Origin of the sequence: Streptomyces sp. P3, assembly GCF_003032475.1 — a bacterium.
Lineage (GTDB): Bacteria > Actinomycetota > Actinomycetes > Streptomycetales > Streptomycetaceae > Streptomyces.
This window is the reverse complement of the sequence record NZ_CP028369.1, coordinates 2287098-2300634: the sequence shown is the minus strand read 5'-3', so window position 1 is coordinate 2300634 and position 13537 is coordinate 2287098. Positions and strand designations below refer to the sequence as shown.

The window sequence follows — 13537 nt, the reverse complement described above, 5'->3', positions numbered from 1 at the left end:
GTCTTGAGCGGATTCGCCTCCTGAACCGGACGGCCCGCCGTTTCCTGACAGGTACGGAGTGTGAAGCACCTCACATCGACGCGGAGGGGAGTCAGAAGGGGACGACCAGGGGTTCGCCGTGGTCTGCGGCCGCCCACCGCTCGGTCGCGCGTTCGAGCTTGTCGGGGTTGACCTGGTTGCGGAACGCGGCGATGCCCTCGGCGGTGACCTCCAGGCACATGACGCCGATGACCCGTCCGTCGACGACCGCCACGACGGCGGGGCCGCCGTTGGCGGTCGCGGCGTACATCCCGGGCGAACCGCCGACCAGGGCGCGCTTGGCCTTGCCGGGCTTGAACAGGCCCCGCATGAACTTCGCGACGGCGAGGGCGCCCTCGAAGGCCCTGGCGCGGGCCGGGACCTTTCCGCCGCCGTCGCCGACCGAGACGACGTCCTCGGTCAGCAGTCGCACCAGCGGCTCGGTCCGGCCGCTGGTCGCGGCCTCCAGGAACTCGTCGATGATCCGCCGGGCGGCGGCCTCGTCGATCTCGGTGCGGGTCCTGCCGTCCGCGACGTGCTTCTTGGCGCGGTGGAAGATCTGCTGACTGGCCGACTCGGTGAGGTCGAGGATCGCGGCGATCTCCCGGTGCGGGTAGTCGAACGCCTCCCGCAGCACGTACACCGCCCGCTCGTTGGGGGAGAGGCGCTCCAGCAGGGCGAGCACCGCGTACGACACCGACTCGCGCTGTTCGGCCGTGTCGGCCGGGCCGAGCATCGGGTCGCCGGCGAGCAGCGGCTCGGGGAGCCACTGGCCCACATAGGTCTCACGCCGTGCGCGGGCCGAGGTGAGCTGGTTGAGGCACAGGTTGGTGAGCACCTTCGTCAGCCAGGCCTCGGGGACCTCGACGCGCTCGACGTCGGCGGCCTGCCAGCGCAGGAAGGTCTCCTGCACGGCGTCCTCCGCCTCGCTCGCCGAGCCGAGGAGACGGTAGGCGATCGCTCCCAGACGGGGTCGTGCCGCCTCGAACCGGTCCACGTCGCTCATGGTCAGGGCCATGACCGGAATTCTAGGCCGAACCGCCTACGGGGACAGCCGCTTCGATGCCGGGCACGTCCGGCCCGGCCCCGCACGCCCAAGATCCACCGAGCCGCCCGCAAAGTCGTCGTGCCGCTGCCAGACTGGACGCGGACGGACGCGTCAGGAGGTTCGGGCTCCGGACGGATGTTCCCCGGGCCGGGTGCGGGAACGGCCCGGTGGGGCGGCGGGCGCGGGCGGCCGGCATGCCGGGGCGCGGTTCCGGCGGCCCGGCCCGCGACGGCCGGGCGAGAGCGAGGCGGAGTGGCCCATGAACGGTAGAGGTGTCGCATCCCGGGGCACGGCGCCGGAACCCGTGCCGGAGGACTTCGCGGTCGTCGTCGACGCTCGTGGGGCGATCACGGCGTGGAGCGCGGGAGCCGAGCGGATACTGGGGTACGGGGCCGCCGAGGTCGTGGGCCGGCCGGCCGCCGGTCTGCTCGCCGCACGACTGCCCGAGTCGGCGCGGCGTCATGTCGCCGCCGGCCGCCGGACGGCCGGTGAGGTGGCGCTGCGGCACCGCGGCGGAGACCGGGTGGTGCTGCGGCTGCAGGGAACGCCGATGGCGGACGCGGGCTCCGGGCGGCTCTGGCTGGTGACGGGCGCGGGGCCGGCGAGCGAGCCCGGGCGGGCCGAGCCGGTCACGGCGGCCCTGTGGGACCTCACGCTCGCACAGCTTCCCGTGCCGGTGGCGGTCTACGACCGCGCGGCACGGATGGTGTCGGCCAACGCGTCGATGTCCCGCGTGATGGGCCTGACCGTCGACGAGATGCGGGGCCGCACCCTGTGGGAGATCGAGCCCACCAAGCCGTTCGACGAGTACGACCGTCTGCAGCGGCAGGTGCTGCGCACCGGCGAGACGGTGTTCCACGAGGCGCACGGCAGGGCCCCGGGCGAGACCCGGGAGCACGCCTGGTCGATGTTCATCTCACCGCTGAAGGACGAGGCAGGCCGGGTGCTCGGGGTCTCGGCGGCCGTCTTCGACACCACCGAACAGCACTGGGCGCGCCGCCGCCTCGCGGTCCTCAACGACGCGGGCGTGCGCATCGGCAGCGCCCTGGACGTGACCCGCACGGTGGAGGAGCTGGCCGACGTGGCCGTCGAAGGGTTCGCCGACTTCGTCACGGTGGATCTGCTGGAGTCCGTCCTGCAGGGCGACGAACCGGAGCCGCTGCGGCCGGACCGGCCCGTCGTGGTGCGCCGCGCGGCGCAGCGGTCGGTGCTGGAGGGCTGCCCGGAGTCGGTGGCGGCCCCGGGCGACGCCGTGCGCTATCCCGTCATGACACCGCCGACGCGCACGCTGACGGCAGGCCGGGGCACCCGGCACACGGCCGGCGAGCCGGGGATACAGGAATGGATCAGGTCCTCCCAGGCCCGCGCCGAGACCGTCTCGAAGTACATGATCCACTCGCTGATGCTGGTCCCGTTGCGCGCACGCGGGGTGACCCTCGGTCTGGTGCACTTCCTGCGGCACCGCACGGGGGACGCCTTCACCGAGGACGACCTGCTGCTCGCCGAGGAGATCGTCGCCCGGGCGGCGGTGAGCGTGGACAACGCCCGCCGCTACACCCGGGAACGCCGCACGGCGCTGGCGCTCCAGCGCAGCCTCCTCCCCGTGCGGCCGCGGGAGCTGACGGCGATGGAGGTGGCGTACCGCTATCTGCCCGCCGGGTCTGGCGCCGACGTGGGCGGCGACTGGTTCGACGTCATCCCGCTGTCCGGCGCCCGGGTCGCCCTGGTCGTGGGCGACGTGGTGGGCCACGGCATCCACGCCTCGGCCACGATGGGCCGGCTGCGCACCGCCGTACGGACCCTCGCCGACGTCGACCTCGCCCCCGACGAACTGCTCACCCAGCTCGACGACCTCGTCCTCAGGCTCGACCGGGAGGAGGGCCCGGAGGCCCGCGGGCGCGCGCAGGACGCGTCGGGGGAGGTCGGGGCGACCTGTGTGTACGCCGTGTACGACCCGGTGTCCCGGCGCTGCACCCTGGCTCGCGCAGGCCATCCGCCGCCCGCCCTGGTCACCCCCGACGGCGGCGTGCGCTTCCTGGACCCGCCGGCCGGACCGCCGCTCGGGCTCGGCGGGCTGCCGTTCGAGTCCGTCGAGGTGGAGCTCGCGGAGGGCAGCCTGCTCGCCTTCTACACCGACGGCCTGGTCGAGGCCGCCGACCGCGACATCGACGCCGGTCTCGCCCTGCTGCACCGGGCGCTGAGCGGCCCGGCCGCACCGTCGGCGTCGTTGGAGGAGACCTGCGACGACGTGCTGCGCACGGTGCTGGGCGACCGTCCCGGCGACGACATCGTGCTGATGCTGGCGCGCACCGCCGCGCTGGACGCCAAGAAGGTGCGTACCTGGCAGGTGGCACGGGATCCCGCGGCGGTGGCCGGGGCGCGCAAGCTGGCGGGCGAACAGCTGGCCGCGTGGGGGCTGACGGAGGCGGCGTTCGCCACCGAACTGATCGTCAGCGAACTCGTCACGAACGCCGTGCGGTACGGCGGCGACCCCATCGTGCTGCGGCTCATCCGCGACACGTCGCTCATCTGCGAGGTCTCCGACGGCAGCAGCACCGCCCCGCACCTGCGGCGGGCCCGGGTCTTCGACGAGGGCGGGCGCGGGCTGCTGCTCGTCGCCCAGATCGCGGAGCGCTGGGGCACCCGTCAGACGCCCGCCGGCAAGACCATCTGGGCGGAGCAGGCCCTGCCGGCCGACCCGGCCTGAGTCGGCCGGCAGGGCCGCCGGGCCGCACCGGTCCGGCTCCTGGACGGTCCCGGAGCCGGTCCTGGTCCTGGTCCTACAGGTAGTCCTCGAGGCGGGCGACGGTGAAGCCCTGTTCCTGGATGTGGCGCAGCATGTTGGCCGTCATCTCGGTCATCGTCGTGCCCTTGAGCTCGGACGGTCCGCGGAAGTGGGCCAGGATGATGTCGCCCGGGTGGAGTTTCCTGTCGCCGCGCTGGTACTGCATGTTCGTGATCTGCATGGACTCGCGCCACAGGACGATCGCCTCGAGGCCGCAGGACGCCGCCGCGGCCCGGGTGTCCTCGTTCCAGTTGCCGTAGGGCGGACGCAGCAGCCTGGGCGTGGTGCCGTACTCGGCCTTGAGCTTGGTCTGCTGGCCGCAGATCTCCTGCTTCTGGGCGCTCGCGCCAAGGGTGCGCAGGTTCGGGTGGGTCAGGGTGTGGTTCTGGACGCCGTCCCCGAGGTGCTGGAGCGGCTTGAAGTAGCCGTAGTCGGCGCGGATGGCGGCGTCCGTCAGGAACATCGTGAAGGGGATCTTCAGTTCCCGCATCATCGTCACGAACTTCGGGTCCTTCTCGGCCCCGTCGTCGAACGTGAGGAAGACGATCTTCTGCTGGGTGGGTATCTCGCTGATCACCGGCACCCCGCCGCCCTCGGCCGGCTTCCGGGACGGCTTGGTCGCGGGCGGCGCGGGGGGCGCGGCGAGCGGTTCGAGCCCCCACTTGCGGTAGGCGGCGGCGATGGCCGCCTTGGTGTCCGGCTCCTTGCCCGCTCGCGCGCCCGCCTCGCCCCGGCCGGGCCGCCCGGACGACGCGGAGGCGTCCGGGGTGGCCGAGGAGTCCGCGCGGGATTCGGTCGTGCAGCCTGTCGCCAGGCCCGCCGTCAACAGAAGGCAGGCCAGCGCCGCCCCCCTGATCCGCCTGTCCACCGCGCGCCCACCCCATGTCGTCCCGTGCGTTCATCTGTTCGTGCTTCGCCCTTCTTGACGGGGAACAGATGTCCGGGGTTCCGCCGTGACCTCGGATGTCACCTACCTCACCGGCCTCGATGAAGCAGGTGCGGCGCCTGTCGGGCAGCGCGTTCCACAGCCGCAACCGGTCGAGCGGCTTGAGGAGGGGCCACTGCTCGGACCGTTCCGCGTCACGGGTGAGTGAGCCTGCGGGCACCGGAGCGGCGGATCGGGCCGGGCCCTCGGCCCGGCCCGATCCGTGCGGTGAGACGGCGCCGGCCGTGCCCGTTACAGCGTCACCTGCCTGCCTCCCAGCGTCACGACCAGGCGGCCGTCCGAGGCGAAGGACCAGCCGAGGGCGCCCGAGTACGAGGCGCACCGGCTGCCGTTGGAGCCCGTCCAGAACTGGTTGGTGCCGTCCGCGTCGCCGACGGTCTTGTCGTTCGCTCCGCTCACCGTGAACCGGCACGAGGTGTTGCCGCGGAAGACCGCCGTCCCGGCGTCCCACGAGTAGTTGCGCTGGGCGTTGTCGACGCTCAGGTTGTTCGACACCGCCATGGAGCCCGGGTTGCTGTTGTAGGTGAACCCGTGCTTGCCGTTGTGGAAGGCGATGCTGCGCCGCACGACGTGGTTCACGGCGATGTCGTCGCCGCCGAGCTTGTAGCCGTTGCGGTCGCCGTTGGAGTTCACGGTCCCGTCGGAGAGGGTGCCGTTGTTGTAGGACAGGGAGTCCTCGACGGTCACCGGGCCGATGGCTCCGGTGTCGGTCTTGGTGTAGAGGTCCCAGCCGTCGTCGATGTTGTTGTGCGAGACGGCGTACCGGAAGACGTTGCCGGTGCCGGTGGTGAGCTTCGCGGCGAAGCCGTCGGCGTCCTCGCCGTCGGAGTCGGCGTTGTCGTGCGACTCGGCGCTCAGGATCAGGTTGCGGGCCGGCCACTGGGCGGCGGGTGTGGTGGAGGCGATCCGGCCGAGCTGGAGCCCCGTGTCCCGGTTGTAGCGGGTCACCGTGCGCTCGATGACGTTGTCGCTGCCGCCGACGTAGATCCCGTTGTCCCCGGCGCGTTCCACGACGAGACCCTTGACGTGCCAGTACGAGCCGAACAGCTGAAGCCCGCGGTTGGCCGAACTCTCGCTCTGCGCCGAGAAGTTCAGAACCGGCGTCTCCCCCGGGTAGGCGGCCAGCGTGGTGCGGGCGGACGCGGTGCCGTTGCTGGTGGCCGGGATCGTGACCGTCGACCCGTAGGCGTACGTGCCGCCGCGCAGGTAGATGGTTCCGCCGGCGGCGACCCGGCTGATCGCCGAGGTGAGGGTGGTCGGCGCGGACTGGGTGCCGGCCGCGCCGTCGATGCCGCCCGGGGCCACGTAGAGCGCGGAGCCCGCCGGCGGCGTCGTGGCGCCCGACACGTCGGCGTCGAGATGGTCGACGTTGGGCAGTCCGGCGGACGTGGTGGGATCGAGCCGGACCGTGTTGGCGCCGGCGACGAGCGACACGGTGAGCGTCTTGGTGACCCACGTCGACCAGGCGCCGGTGGCCTCGAAGGACGGCGTCTGCACGGTGGTGCCGTTGACGACCAGCGCGGCCGGGCGGGCGGCCGCGGCGCCGTTGGCGAAGCGGACGCTCAGCGTCGCCGTGCCGGCCGTAGCGGCATTGACGGTGAACTGGGCGTATCCGCCGGTCGAGTTGGCTCCGTTGCAGAAACCGCTGCCCGAGTACCCGGTCCAGTCGGAGTCGATGGTGCCGGTGCAGACCGCCGGGGAGGCCTCGGCCTCGTAGCGGGTGGTGGCGGCCTGCGCCGTGGTGCCGGACAACGCGACGAGCGCGCCTGCCACCAGGCCGGCGCAGGCGATGACGGGTCTCACAAGCATGTCGTTCTCTCCATCTCCAGGACGGTGCGGGTCGTCTGCCAGAGGTACGGAAAGCGCTTTCCCCGGGGAAGCTAGGGGCGTTGCCCTGAGCACGTCAATAGACGTGTACCTGATTTCTGTTCACATGGATGTACGGCAAGGGTGCCGGGGGCGGCGCAAAAGCCCCATGCCGCCCGGGGTGGGCCACGGCCGGGGCGTGCACGCCTCGCGTGCCGACATCCCTCAACACATTCGCGCAGGAGCATCACACAGGCTGCACACAGTCCTGCGCGCGACTCGTTAGCGTTGCTGGCCGTTCGACCCCCCGTGCGAACGTGATCAGGTCGCGGCCCCGACGGAGCGACGGCACGTCAAATAGGAAGACCGCAGATGGACTACTGCTCCTCGTGTCGTCGGCATCTCAACGGAGCCCTGGTGTGTCCGGGGTGCGGCGCCTACGCCCCGGACATCGCCCCGATCCCGACCCACGGACACACCGTGCGGGCCGGGATCGCACGGCCGACGTCGCCGTACGCGGCCACCGCGCACTTCACCCCCGCGCCCTACGCCCCCGCGTCTTCCGCCCCCGTGCCCGTCACCGCCGCGCCCCTGGCCGGCCCGCTCCCCGAACGCGTTCCGGAACGCGTTGCCGACCGGGCTCTCGATGTCGCCCTCGGTCTCGACGCCGACGCCGATGTCGACCTCACGAGCGAGACGGCCCCGACGGCCGTCGCGGCGGTGTCCGCGGCGCCGCAGGGCCGGGCGGCACGGCGGCGGCAACTGGCCCGCTGGAAGAAGAACCAGCGGCGGGTCGTGGTCGTCACTGCCGTCACGCTCGTCAGCGGGCTGGCGGTCGCCGCCCTGGAGCGGCAGAACGGCGACCGTACCCAGGCGGCCTCGGCGCCGGAGACCCCCACCACGGCCGGCGGCGAGGAACCGACCCTGGAGCACACGGTCCCCACGGTGAGCCGGTCCGACGGCCATCGGAACGCGCCGTCCGCCACCTCCCCCCGGCAGTCGCCTGCCAACGGGCACGCCCGGCAGCAGGACGCGCCGTCGGACCGCCTCCCGGACTCCGCCGCGGCGCCCGCCGGCACGGTGGCGCTCTCGACGCCGGCGTCCTCGGGGCAGCAGCGGGGTCACGGCTCGACGGTCGACGCCTTGTCCGGCGCGACCGGGCAGAAGTCCGCCACCTCGGCCACGGCCGGCGACCAGGGTGCCGCGGACTCGACGTCGGGGTCGGGCGGGGACACGGGCTCCGCCTCGGGCACGGGCTCGAACTCGTCGTCCTCGTCCTCCTCTTCGGGTACGTCTTCCTCGTCGCCCTCGTCCTCAGGGACGGGCTCCGGCACCGCGGCCACCTCGCCGTCCGACGTCTGCCTGCTGGGCCTGATCTGCCTCGGCTGACCTCGTTCGTCGCGGAGGGCCTGCGCCGGAGCCGGAACCAATCACGAGGGCCGCGAGTTTCCACGTCGGTGTAGATGCGCCGTGGTGCTGTCGCTGTTGCCGTGGGCGTTGTCGCGTCTGTTGCGCGGACAGCGGTCCGGCCCGATCGTCTGGAGTTCGCATGGCCCTCTGGGACCGTTTCAAGGAGTCCGCGTCGACGATGCAGACCCAGCTCATGGCGAAGAAGAACGACCTCAAGAGCGGTGCCTTCCGCGACGCGAGCATGGCCATGTGCGCCCTGGTCGCGGCGGCGGACGGCACCGTGGACCCGGCCGAGCGGCACCGCGTGGCGCAGCTGATCGCCACCAACGAGGTGCTGAAGAACTTCGACGCAGCCGACCTGCAGCGGCGTTTCGACGGCAACCTCGACAAGCTGGTCGCGGACTTCGCCTTCGGCAAGGTCAGCGTGTTGCAGGAGATCGCCAAGGCGAAGAAGAAGCCGGCCGAGGCCCGAGCGGTCGTGCAGATCGGCATCGTCATCGGCGGCGCCGACGGTGACTTCGACAAGACCGAGCAGGCCGTCGTACGGGAGGCGTGCTTCACCCTCGACCTGCCGCCGCACGAGTTCGACCTCTGATCCCTACCGGCCACACGCCCGCAACGCCCGCCGCACGGGACCGGACCTCGGGCACCGGACTTCGGGCACCGGACGGGCGTCGGGTGCCGGGCGTCGGGTGAGACGACGTCAACCGGCGTCCGTCGGACGCCGAACGCCGGGCATCGGCAGCGGAAGGGCTCCGGTATCGGAAGGGCTCGGGCGTCGGGCGTTCGGGTGAGTCGGCGTCAGCCGGCGTCAGCCAGGCCCGTCGCCCGGCCGTCCGTGTCCCAGCGGACCTCCAGGACGCGCACCACGGCGTCCCGGTCGAGCGGTCCGAACACGTGCGGGAACAGGGTGCCGGGGGAGACCCCGGGCGGCGGAGCCGGGTCGGCCGCCTCCCACGCGCACCTCGCGGCGAGCCGTTCCTCGTCGAGCACCAGCGCCAGCAGGGGCCGGCGGCCGGTCCGGTAGAACGCGTTGACGACCGCGAGCGTGGTCTCCACGTCGGGCGAACAGTGCACGAACCCGTCCTCGGCGAGAGAGTCGGGCGCGTAGGGCCGGTCGGCTCCGGCGTTCCACTCGTCCGGGTGCACTACGTGATAAATCATGATCCGTTTATACAGCGGCACCCGCCACGACACCCGTACAGCACCCGTAAGCGCGCGGACCCTCTCCCGGCCTATTCGCCCTCCGGGAGTTCCACGATCGCGCCCTTCCCGTCGAGCGTGCGTGTGCCCCCGTACACGTCCCACTTGTCGCCGACCTTCTCCGGGACCTTTCCGGCGGGATAGCGGGCCCAGCCCCCGGCCGGTTCCTCGCCGTCCGGCACACAGTCGCCGCCACTGCTGTTCACCGCGAGCACCGGGTACCGGCCGCGGCCGCAGACGGCCACCTCGATCTGCAGGGAACAGCCGGTGAGCGCCGCCGTGACCGCCACGGCCGCCACGGCCGCTCCGACCGGCACGAGTCCGCGACCAAATCGAACGTGCACTCGAAAGCCACTCTTCCTCACGATGGGCTCCTCTGACGGCCGAAGGTGTGGCTGTGGTGCGCTCAGCCTGCCGCGAGAAGGGCCCTCGCCTCCTGAGTACGGGTACTCACCACGACGCGTCCCGGAACCCGGAAAACTGTTCCGGCTCTTCATCCCGACCTGTGCTACCGTGAGAAAAGTGGCAGTTTCGGTTACCAGAGGCTTCAGAGTGCTCTTTCGACCTTCCGTCGACGGGCACTCTTTTTGTTTTTGGGGCTTTTCTGATGCTGCGACACCGGTTCCGCAAGGTGCGGGCACCGGGCATTGCCCCAAAGGAGATACAGCATGGCATCTGGCACCGTGAAGTGGTTCAACTCGGAAAAGGGCTTCGGCTTCATCGAGCAGGAGGGTGGCGGCCCGGACGTCTTCGCCCACTACTCGAACATCGCCACGTCCGGCTTCCGTGAGCTTCAGGAAGGCCAGAAGGTCACCTTCGACGTGACGCAGGGCCAGAAGGGCCCGCAGGCGGAGAACATCCTCCCCGCCTGAACCGTCGTCTGAGTCTGTTTCAAGCGGACGACAGGACCGGGGCCCGCACTCCTGAGTGCGGGCCCCGGTTCATGGCGTCCGGCAGTTTTCGAGAAAGGCACCGGATGAACCGCAACAGCTCGGTCCGCTCCCGTACGGACCGGCGCCAGGGCGCGCCCTCCCGTACGGCCAAAGCCGGGCGGAGCGGACGCGGGAGCCGACCCGCCGCGTCCGGCGGCGAGTTCGCGGTGCCGGTGACCCTCACCCCGGCGCTGCCGCCGGTCGAGGCGTTCGCCGAACTCGACATGCCCGAGCGGCTGCTGGCCGCGCTCGACGCCGAGGGCGTCACCACGCCGTTCCCGATCCAGGGCGCGACGCTGCCGAACTCGCTGGCCGGCCGGGACGTCCTGGGCCGTGGCCGCACCGGTTCCGGCAAGACCCTCGCCTTCGGCCTCGCCCTGCTCGCGCGCACCGCGGGACAGCGGGCCGAACCCCGCCGGCCGCTGGCCCTGGTCCTCGTCCCCACCCGGGAACTGGCCCAGCAGGTCAACGACGCCCTCACCCCCTACGCCCGCGCGCTGCGCCTGCGCATCGCCACCGTCGTCGGTGGACTGTCCATCGGCCGGCAGGCGAGCGCCCTGCGCGGCGGCGCCGAGGTCGTCGTCGCCACGCCCGGACGTCTCAAGGACCTCATCGACCGGGACGACTGCCGGCTGGACCAGGTCGCCGTCACCGTCCTCGACGAGGCCGACCAGATGGCCGACATGGGCTTCATGCCGCAGGTGACGCGACTGCTCGACCTGGTGCGTCCCGACGGCCAGCGCCTGCTGTTCTCGGCGACGCTGGACCGCAACGTCGACCGGCTGGTGCGCAACTACCTGCACGATCCCGTCGTCCACTCCGTCGACCCGTCCGCGGGTGCGGTGACCACGATGGATCACCACCTGCTGCACGTGGAGGACGAGGACAAGCACGCCACGACGACCGAGATCGCCGCCCGCGACGGCCGGACGATCATGTTCCTGGACACCAAGCACGCGGCGGACCGGCTCGCCAAGAAGCTGCTGGCGGTCGGTGTCCGGGCGGCGTCCCTGCACGGCGGCAAGTCCCAGTCGCAGCGCACCCGCACGCTGACCCAGTTCAAGGACGGGCACGTCCGGGTGCTGGTGGCGACCAACGTCGCCGCCCGCGGCATCCACGTCGACAACCTCGACCTCGTCGTCAACGTCGACCCGCCCGGCGACCACAAGGACTACCTGCACCGCGGCGGCCGCACCGCCCGCGCCGGCGAGTCCGGCACCGTCGTCACCCTCGTCCTGCCGCACCAGCGCCGTGAGATGACCCGTTTGATGGCCGACGCCGGCATCACCCCGCAGACCACCCAGGTCCGCTCCGGGGGCACCGAGCTGAACCGGATCACCGGGGCGCAGACGCCGTCCGGCGTGCCCGTCGTGCTCACCCCGCCGCCCACCGCGGAAGCCCGGCCCGCCCGCAAGAACGCGGCCCGTGGCGGCGGCTCCGAACGCGGCGGCGCCCAGCGCGGCAACTCCGAGCGGAACGGCTCCCAGCGCGGCAACTCCGAGCACGGCGGCTCGGCCTCCCGCCCCCGCCGGCCCGCACAGGGCCGCCGCCGCTCCCCCGCCAAGGGCAGCGGCACGGGCGGACGCTGAGGACACGGCCGGGCCCGGCCGACGCCGGGGCCCGCCGGACTCACACCCCGCCGGACTCACGCCCGGCGTCCTCCGCCAGGGTGTGCGCGACCAGCGCGTTGGCGTGACCGTGACCCATGGCGTGCTCCGTCTTCAGCCAGGAGACCAGTTCCATGTGCCGCGTCAGCGGCGAGGCACGGATCAGGGTCTTTCACTCGGCGACCGGACGGCCGTACTTCTTCTCGATGGACGGGAAGTAGGCGGCGGGCCCCTGCACGGATGCGGTCATCGCGATCGCGTCCCTTCGTCTCGGTCGACCGGGTCTTCCTCTCTTCGACTCGTGGCGGAGCGAAGACTGATCGGTGAGCGAACATGACCTGCGTCACTCCTGCCTGACCGGCGCCCGGCCGGGAGCGACAGGCGCATCCGCCGGCCCGAGCACCTCACCGGCAACCGCCGGGGATCGGGAAGCCGGCCCCGGCTGGTTCAGCGAGCCGGGAAGAGGGCGCGGACCTGCCAGCCGTGGCCGGACGGCAGCGGGCCGGTGCTCAGGTCGCCGCCCAGCGCCGTGACCCGCTCCCGCAGACCCACCAGACCGAAGCCGCCGCCGTGGGCCTCGGCGGGCAGGGGGGCGCCACCGTGGCCGTCGTCGACCACGGTGACGTCGAGCCGCTCGCCGTCGAGCCCCAGGCGGACGGTGACGGCGGAGGCGTCCGCGGCGTGCCGCCGCACGTTCGTCAGCGCCTCCTGGACGACGCGGAAGGCGGCGGCCTGCACCTCGTGCGGGAGGTCGTCCGAGACGGTGGGTGAACGGTGGAGGGCGACCTGCTGGCCGGGTCCGCCCACGAAGTTCTCGACGAGGCCGGTGATGCCGGCCAGGTCGCCGACGGGCCGCCGGTCGGCCTCGGGCGTGTCCCGCAGGACGCCGACCGTGCGCCGCATGGAGGCGAGCGCCTCGGTGGCGGCGCGTTCGATGCCGGCGAGGACGGGGTCGAGCTGTTCGCCCGGCTCCGGCCCCACACGCGTCATCATGCGCGCCACCTGCGTCTGCACGAGGATCCCGGTGACGTGGTGGGCGACGAAGTCGTGCAGGTCCGCGGCGATGGCGAGGCGTTCCTCGCGGCGGGTGTCGTCGACGGCGACGGTGCGGCGGTAGTCGAGCGAGCGCAGGTAGACGGCGAGCGAGCCGACGAGAAGGACGAACACCAGTCCCACGACGATGTAGGCGAGCCCCTCGCCCTCCTGGGACCACGGCGGCCAGAACTCACGGCACGGCGTGGCGAGGAAGGCGAGCGCGTCCAGCGCGGCACACGCGACGACCCGGTTCGGCGGGCAGTGCCGCACGGCGACGAAGAGAAGACACAGCAGGATCGCGAGCTCGCCCGGCCCGAAGGGGGCCAGGTGGCCCTGGACGACAGCGGCGGCCGTGTACAGGGCGGACAGCAGAGCGGGCACGGCGGTGCGCAGCTGCGGGGTGAGCCGTGCGGGGCGGCGCGAGGCGGGCCACAGCACCGCGACCAGGCCGACGGCGAGGAGGACCGCGGGACCCCAGAGACTGCCCTCCGAGTCGGCGATCACCAGGTCCAGGACGCAGGCTGCCAGCAGCGCGCCGACGGCCGCGCCCCGTGCACTGCCTCGTAGCCAGGTTGATCTCATGTCGTTCACGGTAGGCGCGGACGCGGCGGGCGGTATCGGCCGAACGGTCGAGGCGGCGCGGCCGGGGGCGGGGCCGCGGATGCCCGCGCGCGCCGGGAGATCCCGTGTGCCGTATCCGGCGGGGGAACGAGAACGAGCCCCACCCCGTGGAGCACGGGATGAGGC

The 13537-nt window shown here is 72.5% G+C and carries 11 protein-coding genes and 1 pseudogene; 5 read left to right on the top strand and 7 right to left on the bottom strand.

Annotation, left to right across the window (positions count from 1 at the left end):
- Window positions 1–91: 91 nt before the first annotated feature.
- Window positions 92–1036: an RNA polymerase sigma-70 factor gene (locus C6376_RS10305; RefSeq protein ID WP_107443150.1), complete on the bottom strand. Its 945-nt coding sequence runs from the start codon at window positions 1034–1036 to the stop codon at window positions 92–94.
- Between the two features lie 289 nt (window positions 1037–1325).
- Here C6376_RS10305 and C6376_RS10300 point away from each other — a divergent pair, with 289 nt between their 5' ends.
- A complete protein-coding gene (locus C6376_RS10300) occupies window positions 1326–3773 on the top strand; it encodes a SpoIIE family protein phosphatase (protein ID WP_107443149.1) in 2448 nt (815 codons plus the stop codon).
- A 73-nt stretch (window positions 3774–3846) separates the two neighbouring features.
- Here the strand turns inward: C6376_RS10300 and C6376_RS10295 are convergent, their stop codons facing one another.
- Complete coding sequence (locus C6376_RS10295; RefSeq protein ID WP_107443148.1) at window positions 3847–4719, bottom strand: polysaccharide deacetylase family protein; 873 nt, start codon at window positions 4717–4719, stop codon at window positions 3847–3849.
- Window positions 4720–5028: 309 nt separating this feature from the next.
- Window positions 5029–6606 (bottom strand): carbohydrate-binding protein, encoded by a 1578-nt coding sequence (locus tag C6376_RS10290; RefSeq protein WP_107443147.1) that lies wholly within the window; start codon window positions 6604–6606, stop codon window positions 5029–5031.
- 369 nt (window positions 6607–6975) lie between these two features.
- Between C6376_RS10290 and C6376_RS10285 the strand changes: the two genes are divergently transcribed.
- Window positions 6976–7992, top strand: a complete 1017-nt coding sequence (locus tag C6376_RS10285; RefSeq protein ID WP_107443146.1) for a hypothetical protein — start codon at window positions 6976–6978, stop codon at window positions 7990–7992.
- A 160-nt stretch (window positions 7993–8152) separates the two neighbouring features.
- Entirely contained in the window at window positions 8153–8608 is a 456-nt protein-coding gene (locus C6376_RS10280) for a tellurite resistance TerB family protein (protein ID WP_107443145.1), read from the top strand.
- A gap of 206 nt (window positions 8609–8814) precedes the next feature.
- Here the strand turns inward: C6376_RS10280 and C6376_RS10275 are convergent, their stop codons facing one another.
- Window positions 8815–9177 carry a DUF952 domain-containing protein gene (locus tag C6376_RS10275; RefSeq protein WP_107448877.1) on the bottom strand — a complete coding sequence of 121 codons (363 nt, stop codon included), beginning with the start codon at window positions 9175–9177 and terminating at the stop codon, window positions 8815–8817.
- Between the two features lie 71 nt (window positions 9178–9248).
- Window positions 9249–9515 (bottom strand): SCO0607 family lipoprotein, encoded by a 267-nt coding sequence (locus C6376_RS10270; RefSeq protein ID WP_254075895.1) that lies wholly within the window; start codon window positions 9513–9515, stop codon window positions 9249–9251.
- 369 nt (window positions 9516–9884) lie between these two features.
- Between C6376_RS10270 and C6376_RS10265 the strand changes: the two genes are divergently transcribed.
- Window positions 9885–10088 (top strand): cold-shock protein, encoded by a 204-nt coding sequence (locus C6376_RS10265; RefSeq protein WP_057577999.1) that lies wholly within the window; start codon window positions 9885–9887, stop codon window positions 10086–10088.
- 104 nt (window positions 10089–10192) lie between these two features.
- Entirely contained in the window at window positions 10193–11737 is a 1545-nt protein-coding gene (locus tag C6376_RS10260) for a DEAD/DEAH box helicase (protein ID WP_107443143.1), read from the top strand.
- Window positions 11738–11777: 40 nt separating this feature from the next.
- Here the strand turns inward: C6376_RS10260 and C6376_RS10255 are convergent.
- Together C6376_RS10255 and C6376_RS10250 are read right to left on the bottom strand one after the other, a co-directional pair.
- A pseudogene (locus tag C6376_RS10255) lies at window positions 11778–12005 on the bottom strand (DUF4287 domain-containing protein).
- A 197-nt stretch (window positions 12006–12202) separates the two neighbouring features.
- Window positions 12203–13372 (bottom strand): sensor histidine kinase, encoded by a 1170-nt coding sequence (locus C6376_RS10250; protein WP_107443142.1) that lies wholly within the window; start codon window positions 13370–13372, stop codon window positions 12203–12205.
- Between the last annotated feature and the right edge of the window lie 165 nt (window positions 13373–13537).